The sequence below is a fragment of the Variovorax sp. GW821-FHT09A10 genome (assembly GCF_059418385.1).
The window spans coordinates 208,603-231,565 of sequence record NZ_JBWKPT010000008.1; the positions used below are offsets into that span (position 1 = coordinate 208,603).

Genomic DNA, 22,963 nt, shown 5'->3' on the forward strand with positions numbered 1-22,963 from the left:
CCGCCATGCCTGTGCAATCTTTCAAGGTGAACGGCCAGAACGTCGACGTCGAGGCGCCCGACGACCTGGCGCTGCTGTGGGTGCTGCGTGACAAGCTCGGCATCACCGGCCCGAAGTACGGCTGCGGCATCAACGTGTGCAAGGCCTGCACTTGCCACGTCGACGGCAAGGCCGTGACGACCTGCTCGGTGCGCGTGTCCGATGTGCGCGGCCGCCAGGTGACGACCATCGAGGGCCTGGCCAACGGCAACACGCTGCACCCGGTGCAGCAGGCCTGGATGAACCTCGATGTGCCGCAGTGCGGCTTCTGCCAACCGGGGCAGATCATGGCGGCGGTCGACCTGCTGCGCCGCACGCGCACGCCGACGGACGCCGACATCGACGCCATCGAGAACGTGTGCCGCTGCGGCACGTATGGCCGCATCCGCGAGGCGATCAAGGCCGCCGCCGCGATGATGGGATAGGACCAGACGTAAAAACGGCCAGCCACCGCGTTCTGCGGTGCTGGCCGGTCGGCGCTGGCGGGCGCTTACTCGCCGAGGTAGGCGGCGCGCACGCGCGGATCGCGCAGCAGTTCCTTGGCGTCGCCGTTCATCGTGATGAGGCCCGACTCCATGACGTAGCCACGGTCGGCCAGCTGCAGCGCGCGGTTGGCGTTCTGCTCCACCAGCAGGATCGTGACGCCCTGCGCGGCCACGGTCTGCACCACTTCGAAGATCTTGTCGCACATGATGGGCGACAGGCCCATGGTGGGTTCATCGAGCAGCAGCACCTTCGGGCGCGCCATGAGCGCGCGGCCCATGGCCAGCATCTGCTGTTCGCCGCCCGACATCGTGCCGGCCAGCTGGTCCTTGCGCTCGCGCAGGCGCGGGAAGGTCACGAACACGCGCTCCATGTCGCTCGCGATCTCGGCCTTGTCGTTGCGGATGTAGGCGCCGATCTGCAGGTTCTCGGTGATCGTCATGCGCGTGAACACGCCGCGCCCCTCGGGCACCATCACGAGGCCCTCGCCCACCAGGTCCCAGGCGCCGCGGCCCTTGATGCTGCGGCCCAGGAACTCGATGTCGCCCGCGCCGGCCGGCAGCGTGCCGGTGATGGCCTTCATGGTGGTGGTCTTGCCGGCGCCGTTGGAGCCGATGAGCGAGACCAGCTCGCCCTCGAACACGTCGAAGTCCACGCCCTTCACGGCCTGGATGCCGCCGTAGCCCACCTTCAGGCCGCGGACCTTGAGCAGGTTCTTGCCCGCTGCCTTGGCGGCGGCCGCTGCCGTCGTGGGTGCCATCGTTGCTTCTGCGGTGCTCATCTCAATGTCCTCCGGTGCCGAGGTAGGCCTCGATCACCTTTTCGTTCTTCTGTACCTCGACCGGGTTGCCCTCGGCAATCTGCTTGCCGTAGTCGAGCACGGTGACGCGGTCGCACAGGCCCATGATGAGCTTGACGTCGTGTTCGATGATCAGGATCGTGCGGTTGTCCTTGCGGATGCGGTCGATGAGCTCGCGCAGCAGGACCTTCTCGGTCGAGTTCATGCCGGCGGCCGGTTCGTCCAGCGCGATGAGCTGGGGGTCGGTGGCCAGGGCGCGGGCGATCTCGAGGCGGCGCTGGTCGCCGTAGCTCAGCGTGCGCGCCTTGTAGTCGGCGAACTTGCCGATGCCCACGTAGTCGAGCAGTTCCTGCGCGCGCTTGGCGATGGCCGCTTCTTCGGCCTTGAAGCCCCTGGTGCGCAGCATGGCGCCGAACACGCCCGAATGCGTGCGGATGTGGCGCCCGACCATCACGTTCTCCAGCGCCGTCATTTCGGCGAAGAGGCGGATGTTCTGGAAGGTGCGCGCAATGCCGGCCTTGGCCACTTCGTGCACGGCCGTCGGCTGGTAGGGCTTGCCGGCCAGCTCGAAGGTGCCGCTGTCGGGCGTGTACAGCCCGGTGATCACGTTGAAGAAGGTCGTCTTGCCGGCGCCGTTCGGCCCGATCAGGCCGTAGACCTGGCCGCGCTTGATGGTGATGCCCACGTCCGAGAGGGCCTGCAGCCCGCCGAAGCGCTTGGAGATGCCGCGAACGTCGAGGATGGTGTCTGTCGTCATGTCTGTGTGTCCTTGGCTCACGGATTGATGGACATGGGACGCGATGCCGCACCCGGCACTTCGTCGGCGGGGCTGTCGATGCCCGGTGCGTGGGTCTGGAGCGTTCCGGGCGCCACGGCCGCATGGGTCGGGTCGACGGGCACGCCGCCCTTTTTCGTCAGCGTCTTGCCGTGTTCCGGCGAGGGCCACAGGCCGCGCGGACGCATCAGCATGATGATGATCATGGCCAGCGCAATGAACAGTTGGCGCAGGATGGACGCGTCGAGGCGGCCGTCGGTCAGCGCCTGCAGCGGGCCGGCCACGTAGCGCAACACTTCGGGCAGCGCGGCCAGCAGCACGGCGCCCAGAATGACACCGGGTAAGTGCCCGAGGCCGCCCAGCACGACCATGGCGACGATCATCACCGACTCCATCAAGCTGAAGGACTCGGGCGACACGAAGCCCTGGAAGGCCGCGAACATCGCGCCCGACACGCCGCCGAAGCTGGCGCCCATGCCGAAGGCCAGCAGCTTCATGTTGCGGGTGTTGATGCCCATTGCCTTGGCAGCGATTTCGTCTTCACGGATGGCCATCCAGGCGCGACCGATGCGCGAGATCTGCAGCCGGTGCGAAATGATGATGGTGGCCACCACCAGCGCCAGGAACAGGTAGTAGTACAGCGTGACCGAGGAGATCGTGAAGCCGTCGAACTTCCACGCCTTGCCGAGGTCGAGGCCCCAGAACTTGATGGAGTCGATCGCCGTGATGCCCTTCGGCCCGTTGGTGATGTTGATCGGCTGGTCGAGGTTGTTCAGGAACACCCGGATGATTTCGCCGAAGCCGAGCGTGACGATGGCCAGGTAGTCGCCGCGCAACTTCAGCGTGGGCGCCCCCAGCATCGCGCCGAGCACCCCGGCCACCACCAGCGCGAGCGGAACCACGATCAAGAGCGAGGTGTGCAGCCCGTTCGGGAACATCGCCTTGAACCACGGGAAGGTGTCCGAGAGGTGCGACGAGCCCATCAGCGCGTAGAGGTACGCACCGACCGCAAAGAAGGCCACATAGCCCAGGTCGAGCAGGCCGGCGTAGCCGACCACGATGTTCAGGCCGAGCGCGAGCATCACATAGAGCAATGCGATGTCGGCGATGCGCACCCAGGCATTGCCCTGGGTCTGCAACAGGATCGGCAGCGCCAGCACGGCGACCACGCCGAGGATGTAGAGCGCGAGGTTCTTGCTGTTTTTCATGGTGTGCTGCTCCTCAGGCCCGGTCCGCCACGCGCTCGCCGAGCAGACCCGAAGGCCGCAGCGTGAGCATCACGATCAGCACGATGAAAGCGAAGATGTCGCTGTAGTTGCTGCCCAGCACGCCACCCGTGAGGGTGCCGATGTAGCCGGAGCCGATGGCCTCGATGAGGCCCAGCAGAATGCCGCCGACCACCGCGCCGGCCAGGTTGCCGATGCCGCCGAACACAGCCGCCGTGAAGGCCTTGAGGCCGGGCAGGAAGCCCATCGCGTGTTGCGCGATGCCGTAGTTGGAGGCGTACATCACGCCGGCGATGGCCGCGAGCACGGCGCCGATGATGAAGGTGGCCGAGATGACCATGTCGGGCCGGATGCCCATGAGCGCCGCGACGCGCGGGTTCTCGGCGGTGGCGCGCATCGCGCGGCCGAGCTTGGTGTAGTTGACCAGCCACATCAGGATCACGAGCGAGAACGCCGTGACGCTGAGGATCATGACCTGCGTCGGCGAGATCACGGCGCCGCCCACGTGGATGGGGTCGGTCGGCAGCAGGTTGGGGTAGGCCTTGTTGGTCGGCTTCCAGATGATCATGGCCAGCGTCTGCAGCAGGATCGACACGCCGATGGCGGTGATGAGTGGTGCGAGCTTGGGGCTGTTGCGCAGCGGCCGGTAGGCCACTTTTTCGATCACGAAGTTCAGGCTTGCCGCGACGACGCAGGCAATGATCAGCGCGACGAAGAGGATCAGCCAGCCCGGTGTGTTGGGCATTCCGTCCTTCATGAGCCCGATGATGGTCCAGCTTGTAAGCGCCCCCACCATCAGCACTTCACCGTGCGCAAAATTGATCAGATTGATGATGCCGTACACCATGGTGTAGCCCAAGGCTATCAAGGCATACATGCTGCCGAGAACCAGACCGTTGATGATCTGCTGCAGCAATATTTCCATAACGCGATTCCCTATGTGTTGCACCTTGCGGGTGCCATTCACCTACCGATGGCACCGGTTTGGCGCCGTGGCTTGACAAGCAAAAAACCAGCCAACATGTGCCGTCGGTAGGTTTGGTGGGCGGGATTTTAGACATGCCCCGGCGCTGTTTTGGGGCGCTTTGACCGGGGTTTACCCGCTCACCTCATGCTGTATGTGGGTGAGGTCATGCGCGGCATGAGCGCATGTTGCAAGACAGTATCAATCGTCTTTTTCAGCGTTGCGTCGGCGCAGTTCGCGCAGCTTTTCGCCGATGCGTATTTCGAGCCCGCGTTCGACCGGTTCGTAGAAAACCTGGCCTTCCAGCCCTTCGGGCAGGTAGCGCTCGCCGGCGGCAAAACCGCCCTCCTCGTCGTGCGCGTAGCGGTAGCCCTTGCCGTAGTCGAGCTCCTTCATGAGCTTGGTCGGCGCATTGCGCAGGTGCATCGGGACCGGGCGCGTGCTGTCCTTCTTCACCAGCGCGCGCACCGCGTTGTAGGCCTTGTAGACCGCATTCGACTTGGGCGCGATGGCCAGGTAGACCACGCATTCGGCCAGTGCCAGCTCGCCTTCGGGGGTACCCAGGCGCTCGTAGACCTCGGCCGCATCGAGCGCCAGGCGCAGTGCGCGCGGGTCGGCCAGGCCGATGTCTTCGCTGGCCATGCGCACGAGGCGGCGCGCCATGTAGCGCGGGTCGGCGCCGCCGTCGAGCATGCGCACGAACCAATACAGGGCAGCGTCGGGGTCGCTGCCGCGCACCGATTTGTGCAGCGCGCTGATGGTGTCGTAGAACTGCTCGCCGCCCTTGTCGTAGCGGCGCATGCGCTCGCCGAGCACGCGCAGCAGCCACTCGTCGGTGATGTTCGTGAGCTTTTCGGCGCCGGCGGCAACCGCTAGCGTCTCGAGCGTGTTGAGCAGGCGGCGCGCGTCGCCGTCCGCGTAGGCGACCAGGCGGTCGATGGCCGCCTCGTCGATGGCCGGAACCGCCTGGATCGATTGCGCCTTGGCGACGATCTGCTTCAGGTCGCCTTCGTTGAGCGACTGCAGCACGTACACCGCCGCCCGCGACAGCAAGGCCGAATTGACCTCGAACGACGGGTTCTCGGTGGTCGCGCCGATGAAGGTGAACAGGCCCGACTCGACGTGCGGCAGGAACGCGTCCTGCTGGCTCTTGTTGAAGCGGTGCACCTCGTCCACGAAGACGATCGTGCGCTGCTGCGTGAGCCCGTCGCGCGCGGCGGTGGCCTGCTCGACCGCCTCGCGGATGTCCTTCACGCCGCCCAGCACCGCGCTGATGCTCAGGAACTGCGCGTCGAAGGCGTCGGCCATGAGCCGCGCGATGGTGGTCTTGCCGGTGCCCGGCGGGCCCCAGAGGATGCAGGAGTGCGGCTGGCCCGACTCGAAGGCGATGCGCAGCGACATGCCCGGACCGAGCAGGTGCTGCTGGCCGATCACTTCGCCGAGCGTCTTGGGACGCAGACGCTCGGCGAGGGGCTGGTGGGAGCGCGTGGCCAAACCGGAACTACCGTCTTGCTGTGTGTGACTACTGCTTGAGCACGTCCGCGCCCGCAGGCGCCTTGAACTCGAAGGTGCTCGCAGGCAAGGCCGGGTTCACCTCGACCTTGCTGAACTTGAGCATCGAGCGCTGGCCGAAGCTGTCCAGGATTTCGAGGGCCGCCAGCGCGTCACCCTGGAAGCCGACCATCACGCTCTGCAACTGGCCGTCCTTGTTCTTCGGCGTGGCCTTGACCCACTGCAGGCCGTCGCGCTCGGGCGCGGCCTCCAGCGCGAAATCGGCCTGCAGGGCGCGCAGGTCGGCCGCGGAGGCAATCAGCGCCGCGGGCGTCGAGCCCAGCGCCTGCGCCTGGGTGCGCTGCGTGACCTGGTTCAGGTCAGCGTCGTAGAGCCACAGCGTCTTGCCGTCGGCCACGATGCTTTGCGCAAAAGGCTTGCGATAGTCGAACTTGAATTTGCCGGGGCGATGGAATTCGAAGGTGCCGGTCGACGTCTTGACGCGGCCCGGCTGGCCCTCGCGCGGCGGGGCCGTCACGGTCTGGGTGAACTCGGCGCGGCCGGACTTGACGGTCTTCACGAAGGCTTCGAGGCTCTCGAGCCCGTCGGCCCAGGCACTGCCGGCCACCGTGCAGAACAGGCCGGCCAACAGCCAGAGGCGGGTTTTCTTCATGGGAGGTTCCTCGGAAAAACGTTGCTGCGATGTCCATCGACACTACCCGCAGCAGATGCCGGCATCTGTAGGCTTTGATGAAGATTTGCAGCAGCACCGGTGCGCGTTTGCAAATTGCCTCTCAGCACGTAACCGGCCCTGCAGCGGTGATCGTCGGTGGCGCGTCGGCGGTTCACTCCGCCTGGCGCGCGGGCACGAGGATCTCGCGCTGGCCGCTGCCGCTCATGGCGCTCACGAGGCCGGCTTTTTCCATGTCCTCGACCAGGCGCGCGGCGCGGTTGTAGCCGATCTTCAGGTGGCGCTGCACCAGCGAGATGCTGGCCTTGCGGTTCTTGAGCACGACCTCGACCGCCTGGTCGTACATCGGGTCTTTTTCGCCGTCGCTGCCACCGAGCAGGTCGCCGTCACCGTCGCCATCGACCGTGCCGCCTTCGAGCACGCCCTCGATGTAGTCGGGCTCGCCCTGGCTCTTGAGGTAGGCCACCACGCGGTGGACTTCCTCGTCGCTCACGAAGGCACCGTGCACGCGGATCGGCAGGCCGGTGCCGCTGGCCATGTAGAGCATGTCGCCCATGCCCAGCAGCGCCTCGGCGCCCATCTGGTCGAGGATGGTGCGGCTGTCGATCTTGGAGCCCACCGAGAACGCGATGCGCGTGGGGATGTTGGCCTTGATGAGGCCGGTGATCACGTCCACGCTGGGGCGCTGCGTGGCCAGGATCAGGTGGATGCCGGCGGCGCGGGCCTTTTGCGCCAGGCGGGCAATCAGCTCTTCGATCTTCTTGCCGACCACCATCATCAGGTCGGCCAGTTCGTCGATGACGACCACGATGTGCGGTTCGCGGCGCAGCGGTTCGGGATCGTCGGGCGTGAGGCTGAAGGGGTTGTAGATGAACTCTTCCCGCGCCTTGGCTTCGTCGATCTTGGTGTTGTAGCCGGCCAGGTTGCGCACGCCGAGCTTGCTCATGAGCTTGTAGCGGCGCTCCATCTCGGCCACGCACCAGTTCAGGCCGTGCGCGGCCTGGCGCATGTCGGTGACCACGGGCGCCAGCAGGTGCGGGATGCCTTCGTAGACCGACATTTCGAGCATCTTCGGGTCGATCATGAGCAGGCGAACGTCGCGTGCCTCGGCCTTGTAGAGCAGCGACAGGATCATCGCGTTGATACCCACCGACTTGCCCGAGCCGGTGGTACCGGCCACCAGCACGTGCGGCATCTTCGCGAGGTCGGCCACCACGGGGTTGCCGATGATGTCCTTGCCCAGGCCCATCGTGAGCATCGACTTGCCCTCGTTGTAGACCTGCGAGCCCAGGATTTCGCTGAGCTTGATCGACTGGCGCTTGGCGTTCGGCAACTCGAGCGCCATGTAGTTCTTGCCGGGGATCGTCTCGACCACGCGGATCGACACCAGCGAGAGCGAGCGCGCCAAATCTTTGGCGAGGCCGAGGATCTGCGAGCCCTTGACGCCGGTGGCGGGCTCGATCTCGTAGCGCGTGATGACGGGGCCGGGCGAGGCGAGCACCACGCGCACCTCGACGCCGAAGTCCTTGAGCTTCTTCTCGATCATGCGCGAGGTCATCTCGAGCGTGTCGGACGAGACGGTTTCCTGGCGCACCAGCGCGGCGTCGAGCAGGTCGACCTGCGGCAGCTTGCTGTCGGGCAGTTCGTTGAAGAGCGGCTTCTGGCGCTCCTTGACGACGCGGTCGCTGCGGGGGACCTCGGTCATCGCGGGCTCGATCTGCACGGGCGGCGATGCGGGGCGACGCTTGGGCGCGACTTCTTCCTCTTCGTCGTCGAAGCTCGGCTCCTGCGGGCCGGAAGCGTCGCCGAACACGGGTTCCTTGTTGGCACGCGTTTTCTTGACGCGTGGCGCGGGCGCCTGCTCTTCTTCGTCGCCGGCGCGTTCGCGCGCGGCCTGCTTGCCCATGGCGATGTCGGCCGCCATTTCGCGCTTTTCACGGCGCGACTCGAACAGCGAGTACGCACGGGCACCGATGCGCTCGGCGATCAGGCTCCACGAAAAACGGAAGACCAGCGCCGAGCCGATCACGCCGCCGGCGATGGCGACCAGCGCCGAGCCCGTGAAGCCCAGCCAGCGCACGCTCGCCGGCCCCACGAGGTAGCCCAGGGCGCCGCCGCCCGAACCCGGCAGGTGCGATTCGAGCCGGTACAGGCGCGACCACTCGAGCACCGCGCTCGCGCACAGCAGCAGGACGAGGCCGAACCAGAAAGCAAGCCGGCTGCGGTTGAAGCGACCGCGCGGGGGCTGTTGCTCGACCGCCGCCGTCGGTTCACCGCCGCGCAGCCAGCCGGCCAGCGACGAGAGCCACGCGCGCAGACCGGCCGCGAGGCACCACCAGACGGAATAGCCGGCAAGGAAGTAGCTGCCGTCGGCCAGCCAGGCGCCGATGCGGCCGCCCCAGTTCTTGATCTCACCGCCCGTGCCCGAGGTCGACCAGGCGGCATCGGACGGGGTGAAGCTCAGCATCGCCAGCAGCCAGAACAGGAGGGCTGCAAACCCGGCGATCAAGGTGATTTCGTGGGCGAAGCGCAGGGCGCGCAGGCGCACGGGTTGCCCTTCGGCAGCGGAAGAAGAGGAGGACGATTGAAGCGTATGGAGCGAATAGGTCATGAAAGCACGGCGCCCGGCCCGAAAAAACACAGGCCGGCCACCCGAACACTACAACAAAAGGCCGTGGACGCCGAAAGCGCCCGGCCTATGGGCTCAGGTCAGCGTCAGGAGCCGGTCCTTGATGATCACCGAGCCGTCTTCCTGGGACTGGACGAAACCGCGCTCTTCCAGGTCCTTCATCACGCGGCTCACCATTTCGCGCGATGCGCCGACCATCTTGGCCAGGTCCTGGCGGGAGATCTTGTCGCGGACCTTGAGGTTGCCCATGCCGTCCTGGCTGGCGAACTCGAGCAGCGCGCGGGCGACGCGGCCGTACACGTCCATCAGCGCCAGCGACTCGATCTTGCGGTCGGCGTGGCGCAGGCGCTGCACCAGGCCGCGCATGATGTTGTAGGCCATCGAGGAGTTCTCGGGCAGGCAGCGCGCGAAGGCGTCGCGGCCCAGCATGAGCACGTCGCACTGGATTTCGGTGCGCACGGTGGCCGAATGCGGCTCGTCGTCGATCAGGCTCATCTCGCCGAGGTAGTCGCCGGGATGCAGCGTGGCCAGGATCACCTCGCGGCCACGGCTGTCGGCGCTCGTGACGCGGGCGCGGCCGGTCAGGATGATGTACAGCGCATCGGATTTCTTGCCCTGCTCCACGACGACCTCGGCGCGTTTGAAGCGCTTCTTGATGATCGCATCCGCAATGCTTGCGGACTGCGAGGCCGTCAACGACGCGAACAATGGAACGCGCCGAAGCAATTCAAGGTTGGACAGCATCGACATTAATCAATCCCTGAAACAGCGCGCAATGTGATCCTGATGCTGAGCCCATGGATTACTACAATCGCGCGCATTGAAAACACCGTGCACCCGGTGTTGAACCGGGCGGTGATACTCCCCACGTATCGCTACCACCCTGAAAATGTACACGCTGACGCAGCGTCCATCCTAGGTTTTCTACTCATGTCCGCACCCCAACACGCCAAGGTTCTCATTCTGGGCTCCGGCCCGGCCGGCTACACCGCCGCCGTCTACGCCGCACGCGCCAACCTCCAGCCTTTGCTCATCACGGGCATCGCACAAGGCGGTCAACTCATGACCACGACCGAGGTCGACAACTGGCCGGCCGACGTTCACGGCGTCCAGGGCCCGGAGCTGATGCAGCGCTTTCTCGAGCACGCCGAACGCTTCAAGACGCAGATCGTGTTCGACCACATCAACAAGGTCGACCTGAGCAAGCGCCCGTTCACGCTCACGGGCGACAGCGGCACCTACACCTGCGACTCGCTGATCATCGCCACGGGCGCATCGGCCAAGTACCTGGGCCTGGATTCCGAGGAGAAGTTCATGGGCCGCGGCGTCTCCGCCTGCGCGACCTGCGACGGCTTCTTCTACCGCGAACAGGAAGTCTGCGTGATCGGCGGCGGCAACACGGCCGTCGAAGAGGCGCTGTACCTCTCCAACATTGCCAACAAGGTGACGCTGGTGCATCGCCGCGACAAGTTCCGCGCCGAGCCCATCCTGATCGACAAGGTCATGGAGAAAGTGGCCGAAGGCAAGATCGTGCTGAAGCTGCACAACCAGCTTGACGAGGTGCTCGGTGACGGCACGGGCGTGACGGGCATCCGTATCAAGAACACGCAGACCGGCGCCACCGAAGAGATCGGACTCAAGGGCTGCTTCATCGCGATCGGCCACCACCCGAACACCGACATCTTCCAGGGCCAGCTGGAAATGAAGGACAACTACATCGTGACCCGCTCGGGCCTGAAGGGCTTCGCGACGATGACCACCGTGCCCGGCGTGTTCGCCGCCGGCGACGTGCAGGACAACATCTACCGCCAGGCCATCACGAGCGCCGGCACGGGCTGCATGGCCGCCCTCGACGCGCAGCGCTTCCTCGAGGAACACTGAGGCCTTTCCCGCGGGACGGGGCACCGTCCTGCAGGGCCTGGTTTTCCGCATCTGCGGCACGGCCAGCCCAGTCGGGCCTGAAAGGGCTATAATCCAAGGCTTTGCCGAAACAGGGCCTACCTCCCACCGGGAGTCGGGTTGCGGCAAATCCGGGGTACCGCCACCCGTTTCTGGCGAGGTCAAGCTGCAAAACACCCTGCAATCACCCTGATTGCGCCGGTGCCAGCTGTTCAAGAAAGAGTGTCCACATGGCACGCGTATGCGACGTAACGGGCAAAGGCCCGATGGTCGGAAACAACGTTTCCCACGCCAACAACAAAACCAAGCGCCGGTTCCTGCCGAACCTGCAATACCGCCGTTTCTGGGTCGAGACCGAAAACCGCTGGGTTCGCCTGCGCGTTTCGAGCGCTGCACTGCGCCTGATCGACAAGAACGGTATCGATGCCGTGCTCGCAGACCTGCGTGCCCGCGGCCAAGCTTAAGGAGCTGAATCATGGCAACGAGCAAAGGCGGACGCGAAAAGATCAAGCTGGAATCCACCGCGGGTACCGGCCACTTCTACACGACGAGCAAGAACAAGAAGACGATGCCTGAAAAGATGTCGATCATGAAGTTCGACCCCAAGGCACGCAAGCACGTCGAATACAAGGAAATCAAGCTGAAGTAATTCGGCCTGTTCTTCCCAAGAAACCCGCTGCTCACCCAGCGGGTTTTTTATTGCCTGTCGTTTTTGCGAAAGCAGAAAAGGCGGACACAAAAAAGCCGACCCTCAGGTCGGCTTCTTTATTGAGCAAGGGCCGCAGCGCACGAGGCGCTGGCGCCCAGCTTCTTCAGGCGCGTGCGGCGCGCAGGCGGGTCGAGAACTCGCGCAGGCCGGCGATGCCGCTGGCTTCCGCACGGTGGCACCAGGCCGCCAGATCGGCCGCCAGCTGCTCGCGCGACTGCGAGGTGTTCAGCCAGAGCTGACGCAGCTCTTCGCGCATCGTGACCATCTTGTCGAGCACCGGGTGCGCGGCACGGGCCTGCACCAGATGGGTGCGCGCCGAGGCGGGCACCTTGTCGTCGTCGCGATGCAGCCAGCGCTTGGCCGCCTTGAGCACCGACAGGTCGGCGCCCTTGGCCTTCAGCACGTCGATTTCTTCGCTGGTGGCGCGGCGCATTTCGCGGGCGTAGCCGGCCATCACTTCGTAGCGGTTGGCAATGACGGCCTCGAGCGTCTTCTCGTTGGCCACGGGCTGGATGTCACCCATCTGCATCTTCGGCGGCACCTTCTTGACCTTGGCCCAGCCGAGCTTCTGGAACACCTGGATGTAGACCCAGCCGATGTCGAACTCGTACTTCTTGACCGAGAACTTGGCCGAGGTCGGGTACGTGTGGTGGTTGTTGTGCAGCTCTTCGCCACCGATGATCAGGCCCCAGGGCATGATGTTGCGGCTGGCGTCGGACGCCTCGAAGTTGCGGTAGCCCCAGTAGTGGCCGATGCCGTTGATGATGCCGGCGGCGGTGATCGGGATCCAGAGCATCTGGACCGCCCACACGGTCAGGCCGAGCGCGCCGAACAGCGCCAGGTTGATCACCAGCATCAGGCCCACGCCTTGCCAGCTGTAACGCGTGTACAGGTTGCGCTCGATCCAGTCATCGGGCGTGCCGTGACCGTAGCGCTCCATCGTTTCCTTGTTCTTCGATTCCTTGCGGTACAGCTCGGCGCCGCGCCAGAAGACTTCGTCGATGCCCTTGACCTGCGGGCTGTGCGGGTCGTCGGCGGTTTCGCACTTCGCGTGGTGCTTGCGGTGGATGGCGACCCACTCCTTCGTCACCATGCCGGTGCCGAGCCAGAGCCAGAAACGGAAGAAGTGCGAGGGGATCGGACCGAGGTCCATCGCCTTGTGCGTCTGCGTGCGGTGCAGAAAGATCGTGACCGCTGCGATGGTGATGTGCGTGGTGACGAGCGTGTACACCACGACCTGCCACCAGGCAATGTCCCACAGGCCGTGTCCGAGCCATTGGATGACCGCGTTCAGAACGGCGGAGTCAGGAAGCATCATTGAGTCAGGTACTCCATGGCCACACGAAGGTGCAGCCTTCAGGTAAGTAACCCGCGATTTTAGGATGTCAGGGCCAAAACGAGGCCTTTTGTCCTTCTGTCACACCGCAGATTTACCCTAGTTTGGAGCCCCGTCCCTATTTACGGTTCCACACGGCGGCAAAAAAGCCGTCGGTGGCGTGGCGATGAGGCCACAGCCGCAGGTAGCGGCGGCCGTCTTCCCCGCCCGCGCAGAGGGCCTCGGCGCCCTCCACCTTGAGGCTTTGCAGCAACTCCGCCGCGTTCATGGGCTCGAAATCGGGGTTCGCGGCGGCAAAAGCCTCGGCGATGGCCTCGTTTTCCTCCGGGAGCACGCTGCAGGTGGCGTACACCAGCCGGCCGCCCGACTTCACGAGCCGGGCCGCGCTTTGCAGGATGGCGGTCTGCTTGGCTGTCAGCTCGGCCACCGACTTGGCCGACTGGCGCCATTTGAGGTCCGGGTTGCGGCGCAGCGTGCCGAGCCCCGAACAGGGCGCGTCGACCAGCACGCGGTCGATCTTGCCGGCCAGGCGCTTGATCCGGTCGTCGCGCTCATGCGCGATCGCGGCCGGGTGCACGTTCGAGAGCTTGCTGCGCGCCAGCCGCGGCTTGAGCGCGTCCAGACGGTGGGCCGAGGTGTCGAAGGCGTAGAGCCGGCCGGTGTTGCGCATGGTCGCGCCGATGGCCAGGGTCTTGCCGCCCGCACCGGCGCAGAAATCGACCACCATTTCGCCGCGCTTGGCGTCCAGCAGCAGCGCCAGCAGTTGCGAGCCTTCGTCCTGCACCTCGATGGCGCCGCGCACGAACGCGTCGAGCTTGGTCAGCGCGGGCTTGCCGTCGATGCGCAGCCCCCAGGGCGAGAACGGCGTCACTTCCGATTTGATAGCAGCCTTCGCAAGCTCCGCCTTCACTTCGGCCCGTTTGTCGGTGAACGCATTGACGCGCAGATCGAGCGGCGCCGGCTGTTGCAGGCTCTCGACCATCGGCCAGAAGCCGTCGCCCAGCTGCGCCTTGAGCGGCGTGACCAGCCATTCGGGCAGGTTGTGGCGATGGCGCTCGAGCAGGTCGTCGGGCTGGACAGCGTCGCAGTTGTCGAGCCAGCGCTTCTCGGTGTCGTTGAGCGCGCTCTTCAAGAAGTCGCGCGGGCCGTGAAAGCCCAGAATCGCCATGCGGCGCTCCTTCGAACCGCTGCCCGAGGGCGACAGGTGATCGAACAGCAGCTTCTTGCGAAGCACGGTGTAGACGGTTTCGGCGAGCGTCGCGCGCTCGCGCGGGCCGAACTCGCGGTGGTCGCGAAAAAAGCGCGAAACGACCTGGTCGGCCGGGTGATCGAATTTCAGGACCAGGCCGACCAGATCGGCGGTGGCCTCCAACAGGGCTTTGGGATGCATAGCCCCGATTGTCTCAGCCGGCCGGCCTCGCGGCCGAAACGCCTCAGGCGCCGCGCACCCAGACGGTTCCGAAGGCCTGCCGCTCGATGTCTTCCAGCGTGGGCGAATGCCCCGCCCAGAGCACCAGCGCCGCCCCCGGCAGGGTCAGCGTCTGTTCGAGTTCGCGGCACAGGTGCCAGCGGTCCTCGTCATCGAGCCCCGGCACCTCGACAAACACGATGTACGCCCGCCGCCAGGCGAACTCGCGCAGGTTCTTGCGCACCACCCAGAGCCGCGACACGGGCAGGCAGCGCACGATGTCCGCGCGCAGCTCGCCCAGCTCATGGTCGTTCAGGTCGTGGCGCGAAATCTGGCTGAAGAACGGCGTGTCGGTGATCTCTTCCCAGGCGCGCGCCTCGGCCTCCTCCGCCTCCTTGAGCCGCGCGCGCCACAGCTTGAGCCCCTGCTCGTCGTGCGACCCGGCTTCGGGATCTTCGAGGGAGGCGACGGCGTTCTTGGCCGCCCACCAGCGGCTGGCCACGCCCGACTGGTGCAGCCGCTCGAGCACCACCAGGCGCTCGGCGCGCTCGCGCACGGGCAGCATCTGGGCCAGCCCGCGCAGGGCGCCTGGGTGGTCCGGCGCGATCCGCAGCGCGCTTTCGTAGCGCGCACGCACCGGCGCCGCCGGGTCGAGCCGGCGCTCGGCGTCGGCCCACTCGACCATCTCGTCGGGCGTGTTGCGCTCGCCGCGGGCCGCCAGCACGGCGATGCGCTCGCGGATGCGCGAGCGGTGCGCGTGGTGCTGCTTCCAGTCCGCGGCATGGGCGCGGCGCCAGGCGTTGTCGAAATGCGAGATCCACTTGTGCTTGTCGGCCAGCATGTCCAGCGCGGGCCGCAGCGACCAGGCCGGCAGCGCCGCCTTCTGGTTCAGCGCTTCCAGCCGGTCGCGCAGCACGGGATGGGTGTCGTCCAGGTCGCTCACGCGGCGCATCGCCTCGCGCAGCGCCTGGCGCGCGAACTCCTCGCTCGGCGGCGTGCGGGCGCGCTGCCGCAGCGCGGCGAACGGCCCGGGCGGCAGCGGCTCGCGCTCGGCGCGCGCCCAGTGCCAGGGCCAGAACTCGCTGGCGTACCAGTTGCCCTTGATGGCCACCTCGGTGAGCGCAGCCGCGGCCACCGCGGTGCCGAGCAGCCGGCCCGAGATGCGGTCGGCCTCGTACTCGTCCTGGCGAGCCAGCGCGAAGGTCTTGGCGGCAAAGCGCGGAAAGTACCAGCGGAAGAAGGCCTGCGACACCAGCGCCATCACGCCCTCGTCGCGCTGCAGGCTGGCATCGAGCCGCAGCCACGACAGCCGCGTGCGGTAGATCCAGGCGCTCAGCCGGCCATGGTTGCCGCGCAGGTGCCCGTACTCGTGGGCCAGCACCGACAGCAGGCGCTGCCGGTCCAGCATCATCAGCAGCGGCAGGCCGATGCTCAGCGAGTTGAGCGCGCCGCCGAACAGGCCGAAGCGCGGCACCTGGCTGATGCTGGCGTTGAAGTTGTCGTCCAGGTAGACGCGGTGCACCGGCGGTCCCTTGATCCGCTCGCGGATGCGGTCCAGCGCCTCGAACAATCCGGGCGCGTCGGCGCGCGTGAGCGGCTCGCCATCGGGCTCGTCGAAATGCACCCAGAGCGCGCGCAGGGTCGCCCAGAACAAGCCCAGCGCAAACACGAGCAGCCAGCCGCGGGTGAAGTTGAAACGCCCCTCGGCCACCGACACGACCACCCAGGCCACAATGCCCACCGCGAGCCCGAGGCAGGCCAGCACCCAGAGGTAGCCGAGCGCGGCGAACGCCGCGACGCCACGCCGGTAGCGCGCGCTGTCGTCCGCACTCGCGTGCTCGCTCAGGCGAACCAGGTGAACAAAATCCGCACGGTCCATCCGACTCCCGTCAAATACGTATCCGACAGTTGTTATTCGAAGAAAGAAGTGCCCCGTTGAACGACGAAGACCTCCCTCCCCTGATCGAAACGCCCCCCGGTCGCTACCGCCACTACAAGGGCGGCGAGTACGACGTGATCGGCACCGTCCGCCACAGCGAAACGCTGGAGCCGATGACGCTGTACCGCGCCCTCTACGGTGCCCGCGGCCTGTGGGTCCGGCCCGCCGCGATGTTCGAAGAAACCATCGAGATCGACGGCCGGCCGCAACGCCGCTTCACCCCGATCGACGCTCAGCCGCAGTGAACTTCCTTGACGCGGCCGCGCGCGTCGACGCTGATGTTGAGCCGTCCGGGGTTGAGTTCCATCGTGACCGCCTGGTTCGGCTTGAGCACCCGCGCCGTGCCGGCGCCGGCACGTGCGCGCGCGGCGGCTTCAAGCTGAGGCGTCACCTGCTGGCCCACGGCAAAGCGGGCGCCCTCGGCGTTGCACTGGAAGACGGGCTCGGCCGGCGCGGCGGGCGCGGGCGCAGCAGCGCCCGGTGCCGGCGCGGGGGCCGGAGCGGCGCAGGCGGCCAGCAGGGCCGCGGTGGCCATCGTCAGCAGTAGCGATTGGGTTTTCAAAGTTCTGTGCTCCCGAAAACCCAGCAATATAAACAACTTTAAGCTTTGTGACTCAATGTATCCAAAAGCCATCCAGCGATGGCGCGCGGATACAGCAGGTGCTCCTGGGACAGCACCCGGGCGGCCAGCGTGGCGGCCGTGTCGTCGGGAAGCACCGGCACCACGGCCTGTGCCAGGATCGGCCCGTGGTCGAGCTCGGCCGTGACCTGGTGCACCGTCACCCCGGCCACCTTGCAGCCCGCCTCGATGGCGCGCTGGTGCGTGTGCAACCCCGGAAAAGCCGGCAGCAGCGAGGGGTGGATGTTCACCAGCCGCCCCGCGTAGCGCGCCACGAAGCCCGGCGTCAGGATGCGCATGAAGCCTGCCAGCACCACCAGGGCCGGCTCGTGGGCGTCGACCGCCTCGGCCAGCGCCGCGTCGAAGGCCTCGCGGCTGTCGAAGGCCTGGTGCGGCACCACGGCAGTCGCGATGCCGTGCGACCTGGCGAGCGCCAGCCCGCCAGCCTCCGCCTTGTTGCTGATGACGGCGGCAATGCGCGCGCCGAAGCGCTCGGCCCAGCGGTCGCGCTCGGCGGCGCGCACGATGGCCGCCATGTTCGAGCCGCCGCCGGAGATCAGGATCACGATGTTCTTCATGGGAGGCCGGGATTATCCGTGCCCCGCCAACACCCCGATCAGCCTCCCGTCGACCCGCACGCCGGCGGGCTTGTCGCGACGCGGACACCGGATCGCAGCACGACCGTGCTAAAACTCGCAGTTCCGGAGACACCCCGCGTCTGCGGTGGACCGATCAACACAGCGAGGCACGCATGGATTTGAGCTTCACACCCGAAGAACAGAAGTTCCGCGAAGAAGTTCGCGCATGGGTCAAGGACAACCTCCCCCAGGAGATTTCGCACAAGGTGCACAACGCGCTCGAACTGACGCGCGACGATCTGCAAGGCTGGGCCAAGATCCTCGGCAAGAAGGGCTGGCTGGGCTACGGCTGGCCCAAGGAATTCGGCGGCCCCGGCTGGACCGCCGTGCAGCGCCACCTGTTCGAGGAAGAAACCGCCCTGGCCGGCGCGCCGCGCATCATCCCCTTCGGTCCCGTCATGGTGGCCCCGGTGATCATGGCCTTCGGCAACACCGAGCAGCAAAAGCGCTTCCTGCCCGGCATCGCCAGCGGCGAAGTCTGGTGGAGCCAGGGCTACAGCGAACCCGGCTCGGGTTCCGACCTGGCCTCGGTCAAGACCAAGGCCGAGCGCAAGGGCGACAAGTACATCGTCAACGGCCAGAAGACCTGGACCACGCTCGGCCAGCACGGCGACTGGATGTTCAACCTCGTGCGCACCAGCAACGAGGGCAAGCCCCAGACCGGCATCAGCTTCCTGCTGCTGGACATGAAGTCGCCCGGCGTCACCGTGCGCCCGATCAAGCTGATCGACGGCGGCGTCGAGGTGAACGAGGTGTTCTTCGACAACGTCGAAGTGCCCGCCGAGAACCTGATCGGCGAAGAGAACAAGGGCTGGACCTACGCCAAGCACCTGCTCTCGCACGAGCGCACCAACATCGCCGACGTGAACCGCGCCAAGCGCGAACTCGAGCGCCTCAAGCGCATCGCCAAGAGCGAAGGCGTGTACGACGACCTGCGCTTCCGCGACGAGATTGCCAAGCTCGAAGTCGACATCGTCGCCCTCGAGATGATGGTGCTGCGCGTGCTCTCGGCTGCCACCTCGGGCAAGAACTCGCTGGACGTGGCGGGCCTGCTCAAGATCCGCGGCAGCGAGATCCAGCAGCGCTACGCCGAGCTGATGCTGCTGGCCGGCGGCCCCTACTCGCTGCCGCTGATCCGCGAAGCCATGGAAGCCGGCTGGCAGGGCAACTTCCCCGGCGGCAACCCGGCGCTGGCACCACTGGCATCGACCTTCTTCAACATGCGCAAGACCACGATCTACGGCGGCTCGAACGAAGTGCAGCGCAACATCGTGGCGCAAACCGTCCTGGGCTGAGGAGACACCAACATGGATTTCAATTTTTCGGAAGACCAGGACCAACTGCGCGACGCCGTTCGCAAGTGGGTCGACAAGGGCTATGACTTCGAGCGCCGCCGCGGCATCGAGGCCAAGGGCGGCTTCTCGCGCGAAGCCTGGGACGAACTGGCCGAGCTCGGCCTGGGCGGCCTGTACATCAGCGAAGACGACGGCGGCCTGGGCATGGGCCCGGTGGCCGGCATGGTCGTGATGGAAGAACTGGGTCGCGGCATCGTGCTGGAGCCCTTCGCGCAGACGCTGATCGCCGGCGCCGTGCTTGGCGGCTACGCCGATGCGGCCACCAAGGAAAACTGGCTGCCGCGCATCGCCGGCGGCCAGGCCATCGTGGTGCTGGCCTACCAGGAGCGCAAGGCGCGCTACCGCCTCGACGTGTGCGAGGCCACGGCCGTCAAGTCGGGCAACGGCTACTCGCTGACCGGCGCCAAGAGCGTGGTGCCCGTGGGCGACGAGGCCGATGCCTTCATCGTGCCCGCCAAGGTCGACGGCAAGATCGCCCTCTTCCTGGTCGAGCGCAGCGCCAGCGGCGTCGAAGCCCGCGGCTACGGCACGCAGGACGGCGGCCGCGCGGCCGAAGTCGTGTTCGACAAGGCCGACGCCACGCTGGTCACGGCCGACGGCCTGGCCGCGCTCGAATACGCGGTGGATGTCGGCATTGCCGCCACCTGCGCCGAAGCGGTCGGCGTGCTCGACAAGACGCTCGACGTCACCATCGACTACATGAACCAGCGCAAGCAGTTCGGCGTGGTCATCTCCAGCTTCCAGGCGCTGCGCCACCGCGTCGCCGACATGAAGATGCAGCTGGAACTGGCGCGTTCGATGAGCTACTACGCGACGCTCAAGCTCAACGCCCCGGCGGACGAACGCCGCCAGGCGCTGGCCCGCGCCAAGTACCAGCTGGGCACGTCGATGCGCTACGTGGCCGCGAACTCGGTGCAGCTGCATGGCGGCATCGGCGTGACCGACGAGTACATCGGCAGCCACTACTTCCGCAAGCTCACGCAGCTCGAGCTCACCTTCGGCGACACCCTGCACCACCTGGGTGAAGTGTCGGCACGCATGCAGGACACCGCCGGCGTCTTCGCCTGACGGCTGTTTGTCGATAGCATCCAACGCCCGCCCGCCTTGCGCCGGCGGGCGTTTTCACTTGCGGGGCCCCAGCCCCCTGCCAGGAGAGAGACAGACATGCCTTCCCGCCGCACCCTGCTTGCCTTGGCCCTTGCCGGAACCACCGCCGTCACCTGGCTGACCGGCTGCGCCACCTCCGCGCCCTCTTCCACCGAGCGTCCGCCCATCGTCTTCATGCACGGCAACGGCGACTCGGCCGCGCTGTGGCAGACCACGATCTGGCGCTTCGAATCGAACGGCTGGCCGCGCGAGCGGCTCTTCGCCGTCGACCAGCCGAATCCCCTGGCCCGCGACGACGACGCCGTGGCCCAGCCGGGGCGCAGTTCCACCGCCGAGTCGGCCGCGTTCCTGCGCGCCGAGGTCGAGAAGGTGCTGAAGGCCACGGGCGCACCCAAGGTCGTGCTCATCGGCAATTCGCGCGGCGGCAACACCATCCGCAACTACGTGCAGAACGGCGGCGGCGCGGCCGTGGTGAGCCACGGGGTGCTGGGCGGCAACCCGGCGCACGGCATCTGGAAGGTGAAGGGCCTGCGCGAGAACAACGAGTTCTCGGGGCTCTCGGCCTTCATGCAGCAGCTCAATGCGCCCAAGGGACCGAACGGCGACGAGGTCACGCCCGGCGTGCAGTGGCTCACGCTGCGCTCGGACACCAACGACAAGTACGCCCAGCCCGACGGCCTGTGGATCGGCGCGCCGGGCCAGCCGACGAACATCGGCTTCGACGGGCCGGCACTCAAGGGCGCCACCAACCTCGTGTTGCCGCGCGTGGACCACCGCGAGACCTCGTTTTCGCCCTCTGCCTTCGCGGCGACCTGGCGCTTCCTGACCGGCCAGGCGCCGGCCAGCACGGCGGTGGCGCCGGAATCGAAGGTCGTGCTCGACGGCCGCGCGACCGGCGCGGACAACCTCGCACTGACCGGCGCGCGCGTCACGGTCTTTGCGGTCGACCCGGCCTCGGGCGCGCGGCGCGGCGAGGCGGCGCACCAGCAGACGGTCGGCGCCGACGGCCGCTGGGGCCCGTTCAGCGCGCAGCCCACGGCGCGCTACGAGTTCGTCCTCGACGTGCCCGGCCAGGGCACCACGCACATCTACCGCAGCCCGTTCGTGCGCAGCAGCGGCGTGGTCAACCTGCGGACCGAGCGCCTGGCGCCGGCCGAGAGCGGCGCGGGCGCGGTGGTCGTCTTCACCCGCCCGCGCGGCTACTTCGATGCGCAGCGCGATACGATGAACTTCGACGGCCAGAGCCCGCCGCCCGGCGTGTCGGCCCAGGGCGCGGGGCAGTCGAGCTCGCGGCTGCGCATCGCGGCCGGCGCGCCGCAGCGCACGGTCAGCGCCGAGTTCAACGGCGAGCGCCTCAGCGGCCAGAGCTGGCCCGCCGCGCAAGGGCACACGACGGTGCTCGAGCTGACGTACTGAACGGCCATGAACGACACGGCCCCCTTTGTCCTGACGGCGCGTGACGCGCGCGGCGTGGTCACGCTCACGCTGAACCGCCCCGCCGCCTTCAACGCGTTGTCCGAAGGCATGCTCGGCGCGCTCGAGCAGGCGCTCGCCGCCATCGCCGCCGATGACTCGGTGCGCGCCGTCGTCATCGCCGCGGCGGGCAAGGCCTTCTGCGCGGGCCACGATCTGAAGGAGATGCGCGCCGAACCTTCGCTCGGCTACTACCAGCAGCTGTTCGACCGGTGCGGCGCGATGATGCTGTCGATCCAGCGATTGCCCATGCCGGTGATCGCGCGCGTGCACGGCATCGCGACCGCGGCGGGCTGCCAGCTGGTGGCGGTGTGCGACCTCGCGGTGGCCGCCAGCGACGCGCGCTTTGCGGTCAGCGGCGTCAACGTGGGCCTCTTCTGTGCCACGCCCGGCGTCACGCTGTCGCGCAACCTCGGGCGCAAGGAAGCCTTCGAGATGCTGGTGACGGGCGAATTCATCGACGCCGAAGAAGCGCGCGAAAAAGGCCTGGTCAACCGGGTCGCACCACCCGAAGCGCTCGACGCCGCGGTCGAAGCGCTGGTTGCCAGCATCGTCGCCAAGCCCCGCACGGCGCTCGCGCTGGGCAAGGCGCTGTTCTATCGCCAGCTCGAGACCGGCATCGAGGCCGCACTGGCCGACGCCAGCCGGACCATGGCCTGCAACATGATGGACGAGAGCGCGCTGGAAGGCGTGCAGGCCTTCATCGAGAAACGACCGCCGGCCTGGAAGGGCTGAAATAGAAAAGGAGGCCGAGGCCTCCTTTTTCTTGCGCGTCGGGTGTCAGATGTCGTGCAACCGGGACGACTGCGGCAGGTGCGCCATCAGGAACTCCATCTGGTCGGCCAGGATGCGGCGGTTGCGCAGGATGAAGTCTTCCCACAGGCTCGGCACATAGGGCGCATACAGCAGCGGCATGTTCGCCTGCTCGGGCGTGCGGCTGCTCTTGCGGTGGTTGCAGGGCTTGCAGGCCGTGACCACGTTCATCCAGGTGTCGATGCCACGCTGTGCGAACGGAATGATGTGCTCGCGCGTGAGTTCGTCTTCGTGGAAATGGCCGCCGCAGTAGGCGCAGATGTTGCGGTCGCGCGAGAACAGCTTGCTGTTGGTCAGGCCCGGGCGCTGTGCGAAGGGGTTGATGCGCGGCACGCCCTTGGTGCCGATGATGCTGTTGATCGCGATCTGCGACTGCTCGCCCGTGATCGCGTTGTGGCCGCCACGGAACACGGCCACCTGCGCGCCCACTTCCCAGCGGACTTCGTCCGCCGCGTAGTGGATCACCGCCTGTTCCAGCGATATCCATGACTGGGGCAGCCCTTGGGCCGACAGCTTCAAGACCTTCACACACGCCTCCTCGACACGAGAAAAACACGCAGAGACCAGAGA

General features: G+C 66.9%; 23 protein-coding genes. 9 read left to right on the forward strand and 14 right to left on the reverse strand.

Annotation, left to right across the window (positions count from 1 at the left end; translation table 11 throughout):
• Nucleotides 1–5 precede the first annotated feature (5 nt).
• Nucleotides 6–464, forward strand: a complete 459-nt coding sequence (locus tag AC07Q9_RS25685; protein WP_056572291.1) for a (2Fe-2S)-binding protein — start codon at nt 6–8, stop codon at nt 462–464.
• A gap of 65 nt (nt 465–529) precedes the next feature.
• On the opposite strand, the gene AC07Q9_RS25690 is transcribed toward AC07Q9_RS25685, so the two are convergent.
• From AC07Q9_RS25690 to AC07Q9_RS25725, 8 genes are all read right to left on the reverse strand, one after another.
• Nucleotides 530–1,303, reverse strand: coding sequence for an ABC transporter ATP-binding protein (locus tag AC07Q9_RS25690; RefSeq protein ID WP_370877941.1), 774 nt, complete (start codon nt 1,301–1,303; stop codon nt 530–532).
• Between the two features lies 1 nt (nt 1,304).
• Nucleotides 1,305–2,078, reverse strand: a complete 774-nt coding sequence (locus tag AC07Q9_RS25695) for an ABC transporter ATP-binding protein (RefSeq protein WP_307587043.1) — start codon at nt 2,076–2,078, stop codon at nt 1,305–1,307.
• 17 nt (nt 2,079–2,095) lie between these two features.
• Nucleotides 2,096–3,304: a branched-chain amino acid ABC transporter permease gene (locus AC07Q9_RS25700; protein WP_192195314.1), complete on the reverse strand. Its 1,209-nt coding sequence runs from the start codon at nt 3,302–3,304 to the stop codon at nt 2,096–2,098.
• Nucleotides 3,305–3,317: 13 nt separating this feature from the next.
• The gene (locus tag AC07Q9_RS25705; RefSeq protein ID WP_062481019.1) at nt 3,318–4,247 is read right to left on the reverse strand and encodes a branched-chain amino acid ABC transporter permease; all 930 of its coding nucleotides are present in this window, start codon (nt 4,245–4,247) and stop codon (nt 3,318–3,320) included.
• A gap of 240 nt (nt 4,248–4,487) precedes the next feature.
• Complete coding sequence (locus AC07Q9_RS25710; protein ID WP_495312241.1) at nt 4,488–5,780, reverse strand: replication-associated recombination protein A; 1,293 nt, start codon at nt 5,778–5,780, stop codon at nt 4,488–4,490.
• A gap of 28 nt (nt 5,781–5,808) precedes the next feature.
• A complete protein-coding gene (lolA, locus tag AC07Q9_RS25715) occupies nt 5,809–6,450 on the reverse strand; it encodes an outer membrane lipoprotein periplasmic chaperone LolA (protein ID WP_101493173.1) in 642 nt (213 codons plus the stop codon).
• A 172-nt stretch (nt 6,451–6,622) separates the two neighbouring features.
• A complete protein-coding gene (locus AC07Q9_RS25720) occupies nt 6,623–9,079 on the reverse strand; it encodes a DNA translocase FtsK (protein WP_495312242.1) in 2,457 nt (818 codons plus the stop codon).
• A 93-nt stretch (nt 9,080–9,172) separates the two neighbouring features.
• Nucleotides 9,173–9,847, reverse strand: a complete 675-nt coding sequence (locus AC07Q9_RS25725; RefSeq protein WP_062481025.1) for a Crp/Fnr family transcriptional regulator — start codon at nt 9,845–9,847, stop codon at nt 9,173–9,175.
• Between the two features lie 180 nt (nt 9,848–10,027).
• Between AC07Q9_RS25725 and trxB the strand changes: the two genes are divergently transcribed.
• The 3 genes from trxB (at nt 10,028) to rpmG (ending at nt 11,645) form a co-directional block, all read left to right on the forward strand.
• Nucleotides 10,028–10,978, forward strand: coding sequence for a thioredoxin-disulfide reductase (gene trxB / locus AC07Q9_RS25730; RefSeq protein ID WP_495301907.1), 951 nt, complete (start codon nt 10,028–10,030; stop codon nt 10,976–10,978).
• A 248-nt stretch (nt 10,979–11,226) separates the two neighbouring features.
• Nucleotides 11,227–11,460 carry a 50S ribosomal protein L28 gene (gene rpmB / locus AC07Q9_RS25735; protein WP_007830293.1) on the forward strand — a complete coding sequence of 78 codons (234 nt, stop codon included), beginning with the start codon at nt 11,227–11,229 and terminating at the stop codon, nt 11,458–11,460.
• 11 nt (nt 11,461–11,471) lie between these two features.
• Nucleotides 11,472–11,645: a 50S ribosomal protein L33 gene (gene rpmG, locus AC07Q9_RS25740; RefSeq protein ID WP_007830291.1), complete on the forward strand. Its 174-nt coding sequence runs from the start codon at nt 11,472–11,474 to the stop codon at nt 11,643–11,645.
• Between the two features lie 163 nt (nt 11,646–11,808).
• Here the strand turns inward: rpmG and AC07Q9_RS25745 are convergent, their stop codons facing one another.
• From AC07Q9_RS25745 to AC07Q9_RS25755, 3 genes are all read right to left on the reverse strand, one after another.
• Nucleotides 11,809–13,023 (reverse strand): DesA family fatty acid desaturase, encoded by a 1,215-nt coding sequence (locus AC07Q9_RS25745; protein WP_495312243.1) that lies wholly within the window; start codon nt 13,021–13,023, stop codon nt 11,809–11,811.
• Between the two features lie 136 nt (nt 13,024–13,159).
• On the reverse strand, nt 13,160–14,431 hold the full coding sequence (locus AC07Q9_RS25750) for an RsmB/NOP family class I SAM-dependent RNA methyltransferase (RefSeq protein WP_495312244.1): 1,272 nt from the start codon (nt 14,429–14,431) through the stop codon (nt 13,160–13,162).
• Nucleotides 14,432–14,474: 43 nt separating this feature from the next.
• Nucleotides 14,475–16,328 carry a M48 family metalloprotease gene (locus tag AC07Q9_RS25755; protein ID WP_495312245.1) on the reverse strand — a complete coding sequence of 618 codons (1,854 nt, stop codon included), beginning with the start codon at nt 16,326–16,328 and terminating at the stop codon, nt 14,475–14,477.
• Between the two features lie 56 nt (nt 16,329–16,384).
• Here AC07Q9_RS25755 and AC07Q9_RS25760 point away from each other — a divergent pair, with 56 nt between their 5' ends.
• Nucleotides 16,385–16,633, forward strand: coding sequence for a DUF1653 domain-containing protein (locus AC07Q9_RS25760; RefSeq protein ID WP_062483076.1), 249 nt, complete (start codon nt 16,385–16,387; stop codon nt 16,631–16,633).
• On the opposite strand, the gene AC07Q9_RS25765 is transcribed toward AC07Q9_RS25760, so the two are convergent.
• Both AC07Q9_RS25765 and purN read right to left on the reverse strand, forming a co-directional pair.
• Entirely contained in the window at nt 16,621–16,950 is a 330-nt protein-coding gene (locus tag AC07Q9_RS25765) for an I78 family peptidase inhibitor (protein WP_495312246.1), read from the reverse strand. The genes AC07Q9_RS25760 and AC07Q9_RS25765 overlap by 13 nt on opposite strands.
• Before the next feature lie 38 nt (nt 16,951–16,988).
• Nucleotides 16,989–17,585 carry a phosphoribosylglycinamide formyltransferase gene (purN, locus tag AC07Q9_RS25770; protein WP_495312247.1) on the reverse strand — a complete coding sequence of 199 codons (597 nt, stop codon included), beginning with the start codon at nt 17,583–17,585 and terminating at the stop codon, nt 16,989–16,991.
• A 173-nt stretch (nt 17,586–17,758) separates the two neighbouring features.
• Here purN and AC07Q9_RS25775 point away from each other — a divergent pair, with 173 nt between their 5' ends.
• The 4 genes from AC07Q9_RS25775 (at nt 17,759) to AC07Q9_RS25790 (ending at nt 22,315) form a co-directional block, all read left to right on the forward strand.
• Nucleotides 17,759–18,940, forward strand: a complete 1,182-nt coding sequence (locus AC07Q9_RS25775; RefSeq protein WP_495312248.1) for an acyl-CoA dehydrogenase family protein — start codon at nt 17,759–17,761, stop codon at nt 18,938–18,940.
• Between the two features lie 12 nt (nt 18,941–18,952).
• Nucleotides 18,953–20,068, forward strand: a complete 1,116-nt coding sequence (locus AC07Q9_RS25780; protein WP_495312249.1) for an acyl-CoA dehydrogenase family protein — start codon at nt 18,953–18,955, stop codon at nt 20,066–20,068.
• Nucleotides 20,069–20,164: 96 nt separating this feature from the next.
• Nucleotides 20,165–21,523 (forward strand): alpha/beta fold hydrolase, encoded by a 1,359-nt coding sequence (locus AC07Q9_RS25785; protein WP_495312250.1) that lies wholly within the window; start codon nt 20,165–20,167, stop codon nt 21,521–21,523.
• Between the two features lie 6 nt (nt 21,524–21,529).
• On the forward strand, nt 21,530–22,315 hold the full coding sequence (locus AC07Q9_RS25790) for an enoyl-CoA hydratase (protein WP_495312251.1): 786 nt from the start codon (nt 21,530–21,532) through the stop codon (nt 22,313–22,315).
• A 45-nt stretch (nt 22,316–22,360) separates the two neighbouring features.
• Here the strand turns inward: AC07Q9_RS25790 and AC07Q9_RS25795 are convergent, their stop codons facing one another.
• Nucleotides 22,361–22,921 (reverse strand): HNH endonuclease, encoded by a 561-nt coding sequence (locus tag AC07Q9_RS25795; RefSeq protein ID WP_062480919.1) that lies wholly within the window; start codon nt 22,919–22,921, stop codon nt 22,361–22,363.
• Nucleotides 22,922–22,963 lie beyond the last annotated feature (42 nt).